The organism is Labrenzia sp. THAF82 (assembly GCF_009363435.1).
GTDB lineage: Bacteria > Pseudomonadota > Alphaproteobacteria > Rhizobiales > Stappiaceae > Roseibium > Roseibium porphyridii.
On the sequence record NZ_CP045354.1, the window covers coordinates 2,883,197 to 2,899,228 of the forward strand.

At 54.4% G+C, this 16,032-nt stretch carries 21 protein-coding genes; 11 read left to right on the forward strand and 10 right to left on the reverse strand.

Annotated elements, in window-relative coordinates:
* The first annotated feature begins 23 nt into the window (after positions 1 to 23).
* Positions 24 to 497: a YcgN family cysteine cluster protein gene (locus tag FIV00_RS13575; RefSeq protein WP_152501250.1), complete on the forward strand. Its 474-nt coding sequence runs from the start codon at positions 24 to 26 to the stop codon at positions 495 to 497.
* A gap of 54 nt (positions 498 to 551) precedes the next feature.
* Here FIV00_RS13575 and FIV00_RS13580 read toward each other — a convergent pair whose 3' ends face one another.
* On the reverse strand, positions 552 to 1,166 hold the full coding sequence (locus FIV00_RS13580) for a TetR/AcrR family transcriptional regulator (RefSeq protein ID WP_152501251.1): 615 nt from the start codon (positions 1,164 to 1,166) through the stop codon (positions 552 to 554).
* Positions 1,167 to 1,284: 118 nt separating this feature from the next.
* Here FIV00_RS13580 and FIV00_RS13585 point away from each other — a divergent pair, with 118 nt between their 5' ends.
* On the forward strand, positions 1,285 to 1,866 hold the full coding sequence (locus FIV00_RS13585) for an NAD(P)H-dependent oxidoreductase (protein WP_152501252.1): 582 nt from the start codon (positions 1,285 to 1,287) through the stop codon (positions 1,864 to 1,866).
* Between the two features lie 30 nt (positions 1,867 to 1,896).
* On the opposite strand, the gene FIV00_RS30475 is transcribed toward FIV00_RS13585, so the two are convergent.
* From FIV00_RS30475 to FIV00_RS13605, 4 genes are all read right to left on the reverse strand, one after another.
* Positions 1,897 to 3,387, reverse strand: a complete 1,491-nt coding sequence (locus FIV00_RS30475) for a transglycosylase SLT domain-containing protein (RefSeq protein WP_152501253.1) — start codon at positions 3,385 to 3,387, stop codon at positions 1,897 to 1,899.
* Positions 3,388 to 3,472: 85 nt separating this feature from the next.
* On the reverse strand, positions 3,473 to 3,991 hold the full coding sequence (locus FIV00_RS13595) for a DUF3833 family protein (RefSeq protein ID WP_152501254.1): 519 nt from the start codon (positions 3,989 to 3,991) through the stop codon (positions 3,473 to 3,475).
* Positions 3,992 to 4,062: 71 nt separating this feature from the next.
* The gene (locus FIV00_RS13600; RefSeq protein ID WP_152501255.1) at positions 4,063 to 5,067 is read right to left on the reverse strand and encodes a P1 family peptidase; all 1,005 of its coding nucleotides are present in this window, start codon (positions 5,065 to 5,067) and stop codon (positions 4,063 to 4,065) included.
* 53 nt (positions 5,068 to 5,120) lie between these two features.
* Positions 5,121 to 5,669, reverse strand: a complete 549-nt coding sequence (locus FIV00_RS13605; protein ID WP_173005985.1) for a flavin reductase — start codon at positions 5,667 to 5,669, stop codon at positions 5,121 to 5,123.
* 205 nt (positions 5,670 to 5,874) lie between these two features.
* Between FIV00_RS13605 and FIV00_RS13610 the strand changes: the two genes are divergently transcribed.
* The 4 genes from FIV00_RS13610 to FIV00_RS13625 all read left to right on the forward strand — a co-directional run bounded on the left by FIV00_RS13610 (position 5,875) and on the right by FIV00_RS13625 (position 8,632).
* Positions 5,875 to 6,984 carry a branched-chain amino acid ABC transporter substrate-binding protein gene (locus tag FIV00_RS13610; RefSeq protein ID WP_152501256.1) on the forward strand — a complete coding sequence of 370 codons (1,110 nt, stop codon included), beginning with the start codon at positions 5,875 to 5,877 and terminating at the stop codon, positions 6,982 to 6,984.
* Positions 6,985 to 7,300: 316 nt separating this feature from the next.
* Entirely contained in the window at positions 7,301 to 7,735 is a 435-nt protein-coding gene (locus FIV00_RS13615; RefSeq protein ID WP_152501257.1) for a curlin, read from the forward strand.
* A gap of 72 nt (positions 7,736 to 7,807) precedes the next feature.
* Positions 7,808 to 8,200, forward strand: coding sequence for a curli-like amyloid fiber formation chaperone CsgH (gene csgH / locus FIV00_RS13620; protein WP_152501258.1), 393 nt, complete (start codon positions 7,808 to 7,810; stop codon positions 8,198 to 8,200).
* 27 nt (positions 8,201 to 8,227) lie between these two features.
* Positions 8,228 to 8,632: a curlin gene (locus tag FIV00_RS13625; RefSeq protein ID WP_152501259.1), complete on the forward strand. Its 405-nt coding sequence runs from the start codon at positions 8,228 to 8,230 to the stop codon at positions 8,630 to 8,632.
* Positions 8,633 to 8,714: 82 nt separating this feature from the next.
* Here FIV00_RS13625 and FIV00_RS13630 read toward each other — a convergent pair whose 3' ends face one another.
* Positions 8,715 to 9,326 (reverse strand): YceI family protein, encoded by a 612-nt coding sequence (locus FIV00_RS13630; RefSeq protein WP_152501260.1) that lies wholly within the window; start codon positions 9,324 to 9,326, stop codon positions 8,715 to 8,717.
* A gap of 295 nt (positions 9,327 to 9,621) precedes the next feature.
* Here FIV00_RS13630 and FIV00_RS13635 point away from each other — a divergent pair, with 295 nt between their 5' ends.
* The 3 genes from FIV00_RS13635 to FIV00_RS13645 all read left to right on the forward strand — a co-directional run bounded on the left by FIV00_RS13635 (position 9,622) and on the right by FIV00_RS13645 (position 11,360).
* Entirely contained in the window at positions 9,622 to 10,140 is a 519-nt protein-coding gene (locus FIV00_RS13635; protein WP_152501261.1) for a L,D-transpeptidase, read from the forward strand.
* Positions 10,141 to 10,407: 267 nt separating this feature from the next.
* A complete protein-coding gene (locus FIV00_RS13640; RefSeq protein WP_152501262.1) occupies positions 10,408 to 11,022 on the forward strand; it encodes a sulfite oxidase heme-binding subunit YedZ in 615 nt (204 codons plus the stop codon).
* Positions 11,023 to 11,054: 32 nt separating this feature from the next.
* A complete protein-coding gene (locus FIV00_RS13645; RefSeq protein WP_152501263.1) occupies positions 11,055 to 11,360 on the forward strand; it encodes a PepSY domain-containing protein in 306 nt (101 codons plus the stop codon).
* 363 nt (positions 11,361 to 11,723) lie between these two features.
* On the opposite strand, the gene FIV00_RS13650 is transcribed toward FIV00_RS13645, so the two are convergent.
* Positions 11,724 to 12,935, reverse strand: coding sequence for a VWA domain-containing protein (locus tag FIV00_RS13650; RefSeq protein ID WP_152501264.1), 1,212 nt, complete (start codon positions 12,933 to 12,935; stop codon positions 11,724 to 11,726).
* 14 nt (positions 12,936 to 12,949) lie between these two features.
* Complete coding sequence (locus FIV00_RS13655; RefSeq protein WP_152501265.1) at positions 12,950 to 13,888, reverse strand: MoxR family ATPase; 939 nt, start codon at positions 13,886 to 13,888, stop codon at positions 12,950 to 12,952.
* A gap of 189 nt (positions 13,889 to 14,077) precedes the next feature.
* Here FIV00_RS13655 and FIV00_RS13660 point away from each other — a divergent pair, with 189 nt between their 5' ends.
* Together FIV00_RS13660 and FIV00_RS13665 are read left to right on the forward strand one after the other, a co-directional pair.
* A complete protein-coding gene (locus FIV00_RS13660; RefSeq protein ID WP_152501266.1) occupies positions 14,078 to 14,425 on the forward strand; it encodes a cytochrome c in 348 nt (115 codons plus the stop codon).
* Between the two features lie 150 nt (positions 14,426 to 14,575).
* Positions 14,576 to 14,848: an usg protein gene (locus FIV00_RS13665; protein WP_152501267.1), complete on the forward strand. Its 273-nt coding sequence runs from the start codon at positions 14,576 to 14,578 to the stop codon at positions 14,846 to 14,848.
* Positions 14,849 to 14,865: 17 nt separating this feature from the next.
* On the opposite strand, the gene FIV00_RS13670 is transcribed toward FIV00_RS13665, so the two are convergent.
* Together FIV00_RS13670 and FIV00_RS13675 are read right to left on the reverse strand one after the other, a co-directional pair.
* Positions 14,866 to 15,672: a tRNA1(Val) (adenine(37)-N6)-methyltransferase gene (locus FIV00_RS13670; protein WP_152501268.1), complete on the reverse strand. Its 807-nt coding sequence runs from the start codon at positions 15,670 to 15,672 to the stop codon at positions 14,866 to 14,868.
* A gap of 1 nt (position 15,673) precedes the next feature.
* Positions 15,674 to 15,910, reverse strand: coding sequence for a DUF2007 domain-containing protein (locus FIV00_RS13675; RefSeq protein WP_152501269.1), 237 nt, complete (start codon positions 15,908 to 15,910; stop codon positions 15,674 to 15,676).
* Between the last annotated feature and the right edge of the window lie 122 nt (positions 15,911 to 16,032).

Here is a 16,032-nt window from a genome sequence, read left to right on the forward strand (position 1 = left end):
CCAGGGCAATTGGGCAGGACCACATGACATCCGATCGTGAACACGGCAATTTGCCATTCTGGAAGACCAAGTCGCTTGAAGACATGAGCAAGAGCGAGTGGGAATCCCTTTGCGACGGTTGCGCGCGCTGCTGCCTCAATAAATTGGAAGACTGGGACACGGGTGAAATTGTCTGGACCCGAGTTGCCTGTACCCTGCTTGATGGCGATACATGCCGTTGCAAGGACTACGATAACCGCGCTGCGACTGTTCCCGACTGCATTCAGTTGACACCGGCGGAAGTCAAAACGCTCACCTGGTTGCCACCAACTTGTGCCTATCGTCTGGTTTCAGAAGGGGAGGACCTTTACTGGTGGCATCCCTTAGTTTCAGGCAATGCGGAGACGGTGCATGAGGCAGGTGTGTCTTCTAAGGGCCGCACGGTTCCGGAAGACGGCATGGCACTGGAAGAGTATGAAAACCATGTGGTGACCTGGCCAGGTGATCTGCCGGCCTAACGCTCCTGAGCGTTTATTGGGTCTTAAAAGAAATCGGCATCAATTCCGACCCGATCAACCTTCAAGCAGAAATGCTTCGACGTGACGGCGAAGCCTTCCTTCCAGCGAGGTTAGATCCGTAATCTGATGACTTTTCAACAAGATCGCACCATGGATCATGAAGGCGATCAGCCCATCGGTCATTTCCTCTGGTGTTCTGTCGGTGCGCAGTTTGGGGGTCATGGAGGCTGTTTGCTGCCAGTGCTGCAGAAACATCGCGAGACCCGCATCAAGTCTGTCGAGAGTTTCAACGAATTCTGCAGCGCAATTGGGCTTGGTCACGCCAATATTGTCCAAAAACAATCGGAGAATAGTCGGACTGTCCGTGATGACGGTGATCATTGCCATAATGCGCTGCATCAGCAAGCCGACCGGGTCCGATATCTCCTGCTTCGGGTCCTGTTCGTTTTCCTGTTCGGAGAGCGCTTTTAGGCGATCCAAAAGTACATAGGACAACAGACCGTCCATGTCACCAAAGTGAGAAAAGACAGTCCCCTTTGCAACACCTGCCTCTTGTGCAACGGCTTCAGCTGTCACCTGTTCCAGCCCATGTCTTTTGCTCAGTGTCCGGGCGGCATCCAGAACGCGGGCCTTTGTGGCAATGCTGCGTTGTTGTGGTTTGCGCGTCATGAAACCTCAATAAATTGACCGCGGTCAAAAAATATCTTGACCTGCAAGTTTAGCGATGTCAAAAGTTGACCACGGTCAATTTTATGACGATTCACGTATCTCTCGATTGGACTTGGTCATGACACGAATTCTTGTATTGGACGGGCATCCCGAATTTGGGTCGTTCTGTGGTTCTCTTGCCAGCGCATATGCAGATGAAGCAGAGGCGAGGGGGCACGAGGTCAGGTTAAGGCACTTGTCCAAGATGGCCTTCGATCCTGATCTGGGCACGTCGAGTTTCGCCAAGACACCTCCGCTTGAGCCGGATCTTGAGGCAATCTGGCAAGACATCGTCTGGTGTCAGCATATGGTGGTCGCACACCCATTGTGGTGGGGCGGTCATCCAGCGAAGCTGAAGGGTTTGTTCGACCGGGTGTTGTTGCCAGGAAAGGCATTCCAGTATGTGAAAGGCAAGGCTTTGCCGGACAAACTGCTGGCCGGCCGTACTTCTCAAGTGCTGGTCACTTCGGACACACCAAACTGGTTCTACCGCCTGGTCTATGGTTCGGGATCCCGCAAACAGACGGAAAAACAAATTCTGGGTTTCTGTGGATTGAAGCCCAAGGGGTATCACATGTTTTCCCAGATCAAGGGATCGACCGATGAGGGCCGTGCGAAGATGATTGAACGCGCAGCAGGTCTAGGGCGCAAAGCTGCCTGAGACCATCCAAACCGATGCACTATCGAATTGCTATTGCGCAGATTTGGTTGATTTGAGTTCGGCCTCGGATTTGCGGCGTTGGTGCTCATTGAAAAAGACAACGTAGTACTGGTAGATGTTACCGACATAGTCGACAGGTTGCCGGCCGATTTCAGAGGCAACGATCCACTCTACATTGCCGAACCACTTGTCCGGGTCGTAGCCCTGCATTTTAGCCTTCTCGCGCAATTTTGCGAAACGGCTTGGTCCGGCGTTGTAGGCCGCCAATGCGAAAAAGGTCTGACTTGCCGGGTCGGGTGCAAGCTTCGGAAAATAGGAATCTGCCAGATACCGCAGGTACTTGACGCCGGCATGCACGTTTTTTTCCGTATCGGAAGCGATGCCGCGGATGTTAATTGGGTTTCCTTCAGCGGTGGTTGGCTTGATCTGCATCAGGCCAACCGCACCCGCGCTGCTTCTAGCTGCCGGGTCGAATTTTGACTCCTGATAGCTCTGTGCAGCAATCAGCAACCAGTCGATCTCGTATTCCTTGCCATATTTCTGGAAGAAGGCGCGGAACCTGGCGAGCTTTTCATCATAATCCGCTTTGCGCATTTCCTTCAGGTAAGTCGCTTCCTGCAAATACCGTTTGAAAATGATGTTTCCCAGCAAAGTGCCTTTCTTGACGGTGGGAACAAAACCGTCGACTTCCTGCAGCAGGGCCGGGGCGTTCTTTCGAACAGCGATTGCGATCTCCCCATCCTTTCGGACTGCAGCCTCAGGGTGAAGCTTGAGCCCATCGAGCACATCGAGCCAAAGCTCGGCCTTGTGCCGGTCGACGATCACCATGGGAATGCCGCCGGCGGCGACCATCTCCATCAGATCCTCGTCTTCCAGGCGCTCGTCCGCATAAACGAGGTCCATCGTTTTTTTGCCCTCACGGGCAAGTCTTCGGTTCAGCGCGTCGAGGCTTTGGGAATAGGAAGCTGATTTGCGGACATAGATTGTTTTCCCGGACAGGTCGTCGACTGAAAGAATGTCAGGGACGCTGTCAGCTGTGACAGGCACTTCTTCCACGTCCTTGAGGAGTGGAGCTGAGAAGGTGACAAGCTTTTCCCTGTCTTCAGTTATCGTCAGATTGCCAAGTGCAATGTCACCACGGGCGTCAGACAGGTCCTTAAACAAATTTGTCCGTTGCGTGGGGATCAGAACGACTTCGAAGTCCTTGACCTTGTCACCATGGGTCGTTGCCAGGTGTTTTTCGAACTCGATCATCAGATCGGCCGAACTGCCGCGTCTTACACCCTTGTCGATAAAGAAACCTGTTTTGGAGAACGGCACGAGTACACGCAGGTATCCGCGCTCGACAAGATCATCAAAGTCGCCTTCGAAAGGCTGCCGCAGGACGTCTTCCAGGTTTTCAGCGAGCTCTGTATCTGTGCTAAATCCCTGTTCTGAATAGAAAATAACGCTGGATACGGCGATGATTAAAACCAAGAACGCATGCCTATAGATGCGGACAAGTCTGCTGGAAAGTTTCATTTGAAGCCCCGGTTCCCCAAACTGAACCTTAAGTAAAGCCTCAAGTGTAGCTTTTGATCAAGAAGATCAGCTCAAGAACGGGGGGCTATCTCTTGAAGGTGAGATCAACCGTGCCGATCGTGATGCCCGCTTTCATCACCTTTGCGGTGTTGCGAACCGTGCGTTTGTCGATCTGGGTCAGCGTGTCGTCAAAGCGGAGCTTGATGGGGCCATTTTCTGTTTCAAGCTCGGCAATGTATGAAAACCGAAGAGACCCGTCTTCGCCGGTGACGACGTTGGTTGGGCTCAGCACATCGGCGCGTTGGCCAATATACCGATCCTCTGCGACTTTCTGGAAAAACCAGGTCTTGGTATCGCGCTCACCGTCTTCGTAGACGAAGTCTTCGCGAAGACGAAGCGTGAATGTTCTCGGGTTCCAGGTCCCGGTCAGATAGACCTTAAAGGGTCGATAGACCCCTGCTATCTTGCTTTCAAAGACACCCTCTCCAACCGTTTTACCCCGGAAGAATTCTTCTAGGATCAGCGGTTTGGCAAGGGCCGGAGCAGTGGCCGCGAACAGAGAAACAAGAAAAACGAGTGCCAGTTTTTTCCAGCTTTGGATCATGTGTCAGCGCCTTGTGCTTCTTTGAACTTGCACAAAGTCCTACGGACGCGAAGATGAACTGGATTTGTAGGCTAGCCACCAAAACGCTGTTGCCAGGTTGGGACCGGGTCGTCTGAAGCAGGGGTTGCGTTATAGATACCCCTCGCAATCGCGCGGGCCAGACAGGATGCTGCTGCCGCACCCAGTTGCACCATATCTTCCAGGCCGTTTTCCAAACGCTGCTGGCCTGTCGACATGGCAAATACCAGATCTCCGTCCAGGGGGGTGTGCGCTGGCCAGAGCGCGCGCGCCAGTCCGTCATGGGCCATGACTGCAAGCCGCTTGGCTTCGCCCTTGGTGAGGATCGCATCTGTTGCAACGGCCGCAATCGTCGTGTTGGCACCGGCCTTCAGGGCATCAAGTTTCGTTCGAACAGCCGTGCTGTCGTTCGGAAGGGGATGAGCCATGCCTTTGCCGCCGAACTCGTGACCGACTTCAAATGGGGCGGCCCAGAAGTGGGGGCTGTCGCCAATGGTTGCGCGACCGAGTGCATTCACGGCAACGATCGCACCTATGGTGACGCCATTGTCCAGTTTTTGCGACGCTGATCCGAGCCCGCCCTTGAGATTGGCTGTCGTGGCACCAGTGCCCGCACCGACGGAGCCGAGAACGAAATCATACGAAATGTCGTCAAGTGCAGATCGTCCGAGATCTCTGTATGGCGCCGCCTGGCCCCAGCTTTTGTCGCCGCCATTTAACAGGTCAAACAGGATCGCTGTTGGTACGATCGGGACACGAACCGGGCCGATTTCAAAGCCATATCCCAGTTCCGCGAGACGGCCCTGAACACCCGCGCCTGCGTCCAATCCGAACGCAGAGCCGCCAGCAAGAACGATCGCATCGATCTTTTCAACGGTCTGTTCAGGTTCCAGCAATGCGATTTCCCGCGTTCCCGGAGCTCCACCATGTATCGCAACGGATGTTACGGCCGCTTCGTCCGGAACCAGTACGGTTGCTCCGGATTTGAGCTCCTGGTCTGAAGCATTTCCAACTTTCAGTCCCGGAACATCGGTGATCAGATTGCGCATACCGGCCATTGGGCGACTGTCCCCGTTGTATGGTGGGTTGAAAGAGTTTGATCCCAATGATTTCAGGTGTCTAGGCTTTTGTAGCCTCTGCGCACATACAGAAGAGATTTGCCTGGGTCGGTCATTCGCAGATCTGCGACGGTTCCAACGATAATCGAGTGTGTTCCCATTTCGGTTACCGAGAATACTTCGCAGTCGACGCTGAGACGCGCGCTGTCGAGGGCAGGGCACCCGGTGGCAAGATTGGTCCAGTCACCTCTGGCGAACCGATCCGGCATCTCCAGTTTGTCACGACCGGCAAAGACGTCTGAAATGTGCTCGTGATCGTCGCTTAGTGTGTTGAGGCAAAAACATCTGTTTTTCAAAACTGCGCCGTGGATGCGGGTCTGCCTGTTCAGGCAGATCAATATGCTTGGCGGTTCATCGCTGACTGAACAAGCTGCTGAAACGGTTGCTCCCATGCGACCGCCAGCGCCATCCGTGGTAACGACATGCACTGCAGCGGCGATACGGCTCATGGCTTCGCGAAAACTCTGCTTGTCCAGCGTGAGGTCGGCCTGGTCGCTCATATCGGAGGATGATGGTGTGATGGCGTGGCTCCTTGGGGCCATGGATTGGGAATCGAAAGATATGACCCTGAAGGCAAAAGTCTATGCTTCTTCAAAACCTCTGCCTAGGGTGTGAAATGCAATTCCTTTGCGACAGGGAGCCAATTCGAACCGCTGCGGGAGTGGCAAACTCGGCACCTGCCAATTGAGCTCCCTGCAACATGGGGTTACGGATAGACAGATCAATACAGGACCGTTGGGACGATACATGACCTATCAGCAGCTTGTTGCAAGCCTTGGACTAGTTGCCTGCAGCCTAATTTCCAGCCCGGCTGTTGCGGACATGACTGTTGCAATTGCCGGCCCGATGGACGGCCAGTTCAGGGCCTTTGGCGCGCAGATGCAGGCTGGGGCAGCGAAGGCCGTTGCTGATATCAATGCAGCGGGTGGTGTCAGGGGTGAACAGCTTGTGCTGGAAGTTGCCGATGACGGCTGCAACGACGAACAGGCCGTCGCCGTTGCCAATCAACTTATCGGCAAGGGCGCAGTTTTCGTCGCCGGTCATTTTTGTTTCGGCGCTTCAATTGCTGCAAGTGCAGTCTATGCCGATGCGGGGATTGTCCAGATCTCCCCGGCAACCACCTTGCCGCGGTTTACCGAGGCACGGCCTAGTTCCGGCATTTTCCGGCTCGCACCTCGCGATGACACGCAAGCCCTTGTTGCAGGCCAATTGCTGGCCTCAGAGTTTGCATCCAGTCGTATTGCTATTCTTCATGACAAGACGGCCTATGGCAAAGGCCTGACCGATGCGGTGAAAGCCGTGATGAATGATCGTGGCGTGTCGGAGAGTATTGCCTTGGGCTTCGATGCTGGCGAGGACGACTATCGCAATCTCGTCACCCAACTCAGTTTGGAGAATGTCGATGTGGTCTATCTCGGTGGTTATCATCCGGAGGCCGGTCTGATCGGGCTCGAAATGGCCCGCCAGGGTCTAGATGCCCAGTTGATCGGTGGAGATGCCCTCATGACCGAAGAATTCTGGTCGGTCGCTGGTCCTTCAGGAGAAGGGACACTGCTTACCTATCCCGAGATTCCAAGGGAGATTGAGGCATCCAAAGATGTGGTCGCCGATCTGGAAGAAGCCGGTCTATCTGCCGATCGCTACGTCCTGACGACTTACGCAGCGCTTCAAGCCTGGGCACAGGCTATGGAACAGGCTGCCGACCCGACGTTTGAGGCAGTTGCAAGCTCTCTTGAAAACGGTGCGTTCGAGACCGTTCTTGGAACCGTTCGGTTTGACGAAAACGGTGATGCGAACGTGCCGGCCTATGTCTGGTATGAATGGCAAGACGGAGCTCCACAGCTCCGGTCAAGATAGGTCGAAGTGCCGATATTCGAAAGCGCCAAAAGACCAGTTCGGCTGTTGGCTTTGATATGAGCGAGTTTTTTAGCGTTCAATTCCGTAAGCCGAGCGGGCTGACCAAACTCAATTTCCTGCACTTTCTTGCAGGTTTGCTGGGCTTTGCTCGCGGTGACTGATGACCTCTGCCGGGTCCACAATGAGGGCTGCCCGAATTTGAACACCACCATGAACCCAATCTGAACGCCACATTCAGGGCGAGTTCCGTGCCTGCAATCTACCTTCCAATTGTCTTCAACACGCGGCGAGGCCGCACCGACGAGAGGAAGTCCAGATGTTTCGCAAAGTTGTTCTCAGCGCCACCGCAGCGGTTTTTCTTTCCACTGCAATCCTGCCTGCCAATGCGAATGGCATCAATATCGAACAGTTTGGATTCGGTCATGTAGCTGGCGGCAACCAGAACGGTTTTAACAACCTGATCGGTATTTTTCAGGACGGCCATGCCAACGAAACCATCAACAACCAATTCGGCAATCACAACACCACTGCAATCGGCCAGACAGGTGCCCACAACTTCGCCGACACCTGGCAGAACGGCTTTGGCAACTCTGCCGGTGTCGGTCAGTTCGGTACCGACCACAATGCGGTGATGACCCAGGATGGGAACGGCAATATTGCGGCAGGTGTGCAGGTCGGCCATGGCTGTGATGCCTCTGTTAATCAGGCCGGTTCCGGCAATGTCGCTGCGTTCGTTCAGACCTGTCCGTAAGATCCGAACACTTCCCGAGACTTTTGGCTGGCCGGTTGATCCGGCCGCTGAAAGAGCAAACAGGAGGACATCATGAAATCCAACCTCAAAGCCTTGAGCCTTGCTGTTCTGATCGCTGGCATTGGCGGTATTCACTACGCGACCGACGCGTCGCAAGCCTACGAAAACTCCAATCGCACCACTTGTGGAATCGACACCAAGACCGGTGGCAACTCCGTCATGTTGACCGGTATCGCGACAGGACATCCTGGGGAAACCGGCCAGTATCGCTTGACCATAAATGGCGGTGGCTCTGGTGGCACGACCTCCACCAGCCAGGGTGGCGCCTTTGAGATCGGACCGGACGGCCGGGCCGAGACAGGTCGTGTCATGCTTGGCAAGGACGGCGTCTATGACGCGCGTTTTCAATACCAGATTGGCAGCGAGACCTTTGATTGCAAGACCCGTATCGGGGACCGCATCTAACACACTTCAAATCCAGGAAATTTACCCATGACCCGCACCATTGTTCGTACCATCGCCGCTGCTGCCTTGTTCAGCGGTATCGCAGCAAGCCCGGCTCTTGCCGGGGGAGGCTTTTCTTTCACACTTAATCCGCAAAACGGTGATCAGCAAACATTGATGCGCGCTGGTCTCGTCGCGGCAGCGATCGCCAACGATCTGAGCAAACAGGGCGGGATCAAGCAGAATGGTATCGGCAATGCTGCTGGTATTCTGCAAAATGGATTTGGCAATCAGGGCATAGTGTTCCAGGAAGGAAACGGCCACAACGGATCTCTCAAGCAGAACGGAAACAACAACGCCTACGGTTTGTTTCAGTTCGGTCGAAACACAAACGGCCATATTGTTCAAAATGGGCATGGTCAGACGGGAACGACCTTCCAGTTCGGATGGTAGCGCGCTACGCCCTGACCCGACAGATGAAGAGGCACGCAGCTTTGCCAGCTGACGTGCCTCTTTCATGCAACACGAGATTTTATCAACTGCGTCGACCGGTTCCCTTGATGTTGAGGTTCACCCTGTCTGCGTAAATTGGGAGCCCGGCATCCATACCATAAAGGCTCCGGAAAAAGGCGCCTGAGACTTCGAACGCGACCCGTCCCTTGGAGTTCGGATTGATCGTCACGGATAGCGTCGTGCGCTTTTGTTTGCCACGCATGACCAGGACGCCATCAACCTCTGCCGTGTTCTGACCGGTAATCCTGACACGGGTGCTCTGAAACTTCGCGATTGGGTGTTTGGCGACGTCGAACATTGCCGAGCTTTTCAGAAATCCGGTCACCTTGTTGTTATTGGTTGTCACGCTGCTCAGGTCCACCGTCACCTCGACGCGGCTTTTTTCCGGCCGGTTTTGATTGAGGATCATTTTCCCAGAGACATTGGTGAAGGCGCCGGTCACAGGGCCACGACCGAGAACGCGGACGGAAAAACCAGTTTCGATTTGAGATGGCGAAAGGGTGTAGGTTCCTGTGAGTGGCCCTGCATGTGCTGGAAGCGAGGCCGACAGGAGACCGCCAGCACATGCGGCAGCGGCAAGAAATCTTGCGGTTTTCTGCGAAAAATTTGAGAATGTTGATTGTAGAAACGTCATCGATATTGTCCCTGTTCAGCTCATGGGCATGAGTGAGTTCGCGGGATCGTGTTCCGCGAGATCCGTTGGTGGATGGCTCCTTGGTGAGCCGCCTCATCAACCTAGTCATTTTCTACCGATCGGTATTGTGCGCTAAGTCACTTGACTTTAAAGTCACAATGCAGCGACTGAATTGACTGTGATTGCGCGAAAGAGCGCCCAAGAAGCGCATTAACCTTTCGGTAAGAAAGTGGCGCTCGCGGTATTCTTCCAGCACGAATGACGCGATATCTTCCCTGAAAACACGGGGTTGGTAATGCGTCGCACCTGTCTTTCCAGATTTTTGCTTACGGCCTTGGCTTTGGCCGCACTGTCGGTTTCATCGCCACTGAGTGCTGCAGAGCTTGTCGGGTTTTCCGATCACAGGTTCCAGCCAGGGACGATTGTCATCAGGAATTCCGAAAAACGCCTCTACCTGGTGCTGCGGGGAAACCGGGCGATCCGATACAAAGTAGCCGTTGGAAAACACAGGAAGGCCTGGACCGGACAGGCCCATATCACGGCCAAGTATGTCAAGCCGGACTGGTCGCCTTCTCCTGAAGTTCGCAGGGACTTTCCCCATTTGCCGGCGGTGATCAGGGGAGGAGCGTCAAACAATCCGATGGGCGTTGCGGCGATGACGCTCTCAAACGGAAATTACGCCATACACGGAACCAATCGACCCGGTTCCATCGGGCGCGCTGTCTCCTATGGCTGTATCCGAATGGCCAATCATGACATCCAGGACCTGTTCCAGCGGGTCGGGGTCAGGACGCCCGTTGTGGCAATGCCGTAACCTCGATTCTGAAATGCTGGGACAGCTTGCCGCATTTAGTTTCAATTTTTTGAATATAAGGTGACTTGCGGGTCTCCTCCGACCCAAGCAAAGATCCTGCCGACACCGACAGCCCCAAAATCGGTGTTGGTGGGATTTACCGACCGATGCATCTGGCCTGATACATTTTGCGACACTTTCCAGGCTACCGCGACAAATTTGCCAGACACTTCATCGCTATGTTTGCGTTCATGACAAATTGAAACGGACGCAGGGGCAGGCGGACACATGAAACGCATTCTGGACAGTCGCTATTTTCTATGGGTTTTGCTGGCGCTGCCTTCGTTCCCGATGATTGCCGCTCTTGCCGGTGGAGCGACGTCAGAAGACGGGCGCGCCTCAACTGAATTTCTCTTGCATCCAACCGGCGAATTTGCAGCCAGGTTCATGATTATTGCAATGGTTATCACACCATTCAGGCTGCTCTTTCCGAAGGCCGGATTCTGGTTCTGGATGGCGCGCAGACGTCGGTATTTTGGTGTCGCAGCATTTGCCTATGCAGCCCTTCACACGGTTCTCTATCTGGTCGACATGGGATCGATCAAAGCTGTTCTCGGAGACTTTTGGGCACTGGGAATCTGGACGGGATGGCTGGCATTTTTGATCTTCTTGCCACTGGCCGTGACCTCGAACGATGCATCTGTTCGCTGGCTCGGGTCAAAATGGAAACCGTTGCAGAGGTTTGTTTATCCGGCGGCAATCGCCACTCTGGTGCACTGGATGTTTGTTCACAACAATTTCGGTCCTGCGCTCGTGCATTTTGTCCCGTTGGCCGCCCTTGAGGCATACCGAATTTACCGGCACTTCAATCCGGGAACGGGTTCGAAAACCATCACTGCTTGAAAATTCGCTGGCGCACCGCAGAGGACAAGAACATGAACTATACGCTACACGTAGCCTATTCGATGTTTACTGCACTGCTTTCCGCACCCGCCGCTGCAACGGGCATGTTTGAGTGTGAGCCAACAGACAAGGCTGCCTGGCTTTCCGAGAACCAGGTCACAGAGAAGCTCGCAGGCGACGGCTGGAAAGTCCGGCGCATGAAGGAGGACGGTGGCTGCTGGGAAGTCTATGGCACTTCACCTGATGGCAAACGTGTCGAAGTCTACCTGCATCCCGTTTCCGGCGAAATCCTATTGATCAATCAACGCGGTACAATCATCTACCGCAAGGAAGACTGAATTCTGAGATCTACCTCAACTCTTCAGCGTTGCGTTTGCGGGAGATGTTTCAGCCACTTTGCATCCACTGCATCCTGGATGCGATTTGCCCCTGCCGCGACAGAACAACACAAGGTAGGCGAAAAGATCGGCGGCTTCTTTGGCCAGAGCTTCTTCAAGCTCAGCCTTGCTTAACCAGTTGGGGCGGGCCTTTTACGAAAGCCTGAGATCGACCGCTGTCAATTCACCAGGTTCTTCCGTCAATTTCGCTCGATACCAAGCGCTGTCCCGCATGATGCCAAAGCGATCAGAATAAATGTCGGATACTGCGACAATAGTGGTCTCCATTTAAAGCAAAGACCTGGATTTCAAAGAGCTGCCTCCTTAAGAAGCAAGCCAGTGTTTAGGGTCCGTCCTGAAGGCTCTGCCGCCCTTTCCGGAAAGCGCCGAAACCAAATCAGCCACGGCATCGAGTGAATGAACCGCACGAAACTCGTCGACATGGGGAAGCATCACGCGGATGCCCTTGGCCTTTGCCTCAAAACCTTCATATCGAAGCAGTGGATTGAGCCAGACCAGTCGACGACACGACCGGTGCAAGCGGTCAATTTCCCGTTCAAGATCTTCGTCGGTATCGCGTTCAAGCCCGTCCGTAATCAACAAAACTGTTGGCTTGCCTGACAGCACACGGCGGGACCAATGGCGATTGAAGTCATGCAGTGCCGATGCAATCCGTGTCCCTCCGGACCAATCTTCGACACCGTCAGAACAGGCCTCCAGAGCTTCGTCAGGGTCTTTCATGCGCAGTTGCCGTGTCACGTTGGTCAGGCGTGTGCCGAACAGAAATGTATGAACGTCCCGTCTCTCTGCCGTAATGCCGTGCATGAAATGCAACAAAAGCCGGGAGTATTGGCTCATGGACCCGGAAATGTCGCAAAGGGCAACCAAAGGCGGGCGCTTTTCGGCTGGTTTCCGATATTTCAGATCGATCATGTCGCCGCCTGCGCGCATGGACGCGCGCAAGGTGCGTCTTGGATCGATCACGCCTTTTGCTGCCGGTTGCAGCCTTCTGAGCCGGATCTTGTCCATCGGCATCGACATGGAGCGCAAGGATTGCTTCGCATCCTCTATTTCCGCTGCCGTCATTTGCGCAAAGTCCTTCTTTTGCAGAAGCTCTTTGCCGGAAACGGTGAATTTGGCATCCACTTCGATTTCCGGCACGGCTTGTTCTGCAGTTCTTTCCTTTGCAGCTTCAAATGCCTGGGAAACTCTCGTTTGACCTGCCTTGGGTTTTTCCGGTTGACCGCGCGGTGGCGCAACAGGCGAAAGGATCGCGAGCATCTTTTCAATCAGACCGCGGCTCTGCCAATAGATGCGAAATGCCTCGTCAAACAGAACCCGGTGTTCGCGCTTTCGAACGAAGACGGAATGGAGGGTCCAGTAAAGGTCGTCGCGATTTTCAATGCCGGACACCTCCACTGCTGCGACCGCGTCAACCACGGACGCAGGCCCGACAGGTACGCCGGCCTTCCGCAAGGTGCGAGCGAAATAGACGATATTGTCAGTAATTCTCGAACGGAGGTCGGGGCTTTCCATCTGGACCCTGCCTCCTACAGCGCTGGCACGCTTTGCTGATGCGGGGCTTCTTTTCGGATCTCGTCGACCATCTGTCGGATTTTTGAACCTCTCACGCGCTCAATATCGTCCTGGTATTTCAAGAGCACGCCAAGCGTGTCTGAAGCTAAGTCGGGATCCAGTGCAATTTCATTTAGTTCTGACAAAGCACTGGCCCAGTCGAGCGTTTCGGCAACACCTGGTTGTTTGAAAAGGTCTTCTTCAGCGCGCAGCTTTTGAACGAATGCAACCACTTCCAGTGCCAATCGTTCCGCAGCTCCCGGTACTTTGCGCCGAACAATCTCAAGTTCGCGTTCAGCGTCGGGATAATCGACCCAGTGATAAAGGCAACGCCTTTTGAGGGCGTCGTGGATTTCTCTGGTCCGGTTGGTTGTGATGATGACAATCGGCGGTTCTTTTGCCTTCACGGTGCCAAGTTCGGGAATGGTAACCTGATTATCGGCCAGAACTTCCAGAAGAAAGGCCTCAAAGGCTTCGTCTGCGCGGTCGAGTTCGTCAATCAGAAAAACCGGCGCGCCGGTAAGAGACGGTTCAAGCGCTTGCAAAACGGGGCGCTTGATCAAAAACCGTTCGTCGAAAATGGATTTGGAAAGCTCACTGTGTTCTGCGTCACCTGCGGCTTCCGCAACCCGGATCTCTACCATCTGAGCCGGGTAGTTCCATTCATAAACCGCAGAGGAAATATCCAGTCCTTCATAACACTGAAGGCGGATGAGGTCGCGCCCAAGGGTGGCTGACAGGACTTTGGCGATCTCGGTCTTTCCGACACCGGCTTCGCCTTCCAGAAAGAGCGGACGCTTCATGCGCAAGGCAAGATGAAGCACCGTGGCCAGAGACCTGTCGGCTACATAACCTGCCTGGTCCATCAGATTTAGCGTTGCGTCAATGGAGTCGGGAAGGGGAGTCGGGCTCATAAATCCTCCGGCAAGCTGGTCGATCTTCTGGTTATATATGCACTCGCCAACTAAGAACATGCCCCGGCCTTGTGCTTTAGTACCGGTCCAGAACTTCAGCAAGGATGCGTTTGTACGTCCGTCTCCTAATGTTTTTTCGTGTTTACGGGCTCTATAAATGACCGACTGATTCCAGAGAGGGAGACGCCCATGCAGCGCTTGAAATCGCTTGTCTTGTCAGCAGTTCTCGTTGCCGCTGCAAGTTCGGGACATGCTTCGGACGGAGACTATCCGTCAGATCCGGTCAGCCTGGCTACCGGACAGGAACTTGCCGAAATTCATTGTGCCGCCTGTCATGCCGTTGGCAAGGATGACACAAGCGCCCAGCCGGGTGCTCCGGCTTTCAGGACGCTTTCATCGCTCTATCCGTTGGAAAGCCTGGAAGAACCTCTTGCTGAGGGGATTGTAACAGCGCACGACAATATGCCCGAATTTGCCTTCGAGCCGGATGACATCGACGCGTTTTTGGGCTACCTGACCTCGATCCAAAGCAATTGAAACCGGCCTGATATCAGCTGGCTGTGACTTGCTAGCAGTCACATCTTTTTGCTGCTAAAATACTGTTTGTAAACAAGAATTGTTCTTTGGTCGGATTTGGTTGGGCGAGAATCCGTGACACTCTTTCTTTGCAGTGAAGAAAGGATTGGCATGGAAACCAGCTCTGACTTTGAAAAACGGATCATCGGCTACGGCCTGCTGACGGCGGAGATCCTTTACAGGATGCCCGACCACCCGAAGCTTCTTCAAAGCTTTCTTTGGCAGACCGAAGACCTGGCGCCCAAGTTTCCCGAACTCAACCGGTTCTTGAAGTTTTGGGAAGATGAAATAGAGGGCCGAATTCATTCCGTTCGTGTTGCCCACCAAAACCTGATCGTTCCGGTCGATTTCCGGTATGCCGGGGGTGAATTCGTCGTTCACTGACAATATGGCGATTGGAGCTACTTGCGTGCGGGCAGACCCAGGCCGAGGCCGTCGCGCATGATGGTTTGCGACTGAGGTGTGAAGCCCGAACCATCGTCTTCGTGAAGAACGAAGCCTGGCAATAGCTGCAATGAGGCTTTGCTGGCCTTGACGGCCCGCACCAGGATCCGGGTGGCCGGCGCTTCCTGGCGCGGTCGCAAGGGAATTACGTCGACGGAACCAAAGCGGCCTTTGAGCGCGCCAAGAAGGTCTTGAAGACCGTCCGCACGAAAGATGACCGTCAGGCTACCGCCATCCTTGACGATGTCGCTGGCTGTCTTCGCCCAAGGGGCCAAGCCTCGCTCATCCAGCATATGCGCGCCGGCCCTTGCCATGCTCGGAGAAGCTCGAAATCGATCAGCTTCGTAGTAGGGCGGGTTCATGATCACATGATCGGCCATCGATGGCTTGAGACCTGCCTCATGTCGCAGACTGCCTTTTGCCGTAATGTCTGCCTCAAGCAAGGTCACCCGATTGGCAAATCCGCTATTGGCCGGGTCCTTGAGCCCCTCTCGTGCCAGAGGAAGGATCGCAGCATCCAGCTCGACCAATGTGACATTGATGTCGAATAGTCTCGCAGCGGCGCAGAAACCTGCAGTTCCTACGCCTGCGCCGAGGTCGACGACATGGCCTTTTGTTGTGTCGGGTAGAGCTGCTGCAAGGTAGACTGCATCAAGGCCCGCGCGATGACGGCCGCGGCGCGGCTGATGCACATGGACTTTACCGCCCAAAAACGCGTCTCGCGTCGTTTCTTCCCGTTCTTGCGATGCGTTGGGTATCGACATGTCAGGACGATCCGGTCTCCGGCCGGAGTTCATGTTCCAGACCGGCATCGCGCACCAGCATGCGGGCTTTGCCGATCTGATCGCTGTCTACCAACACCCGTCGGGGGATCATGGCCAATGACCCCTCAAGAATGCTCATGTTGCCATCTGCGACAAAATGCTTGATGCCGGCCTCTTCCAGGATCGATTCAAGAAAGGAAATGAGGACGGGATCGTTTGTTCTGATAAGTTCTTCCATATGTTATCCGGCGTTAGCAGCAAAGCTCCTGAGATTGCCTTTGTGCACTATTGTCGGTCGGAGTACAGCAAAACCTGCTGTTTGCGCTATTTCAACAGTTTGTCATCGGAATGGCGTCTTGC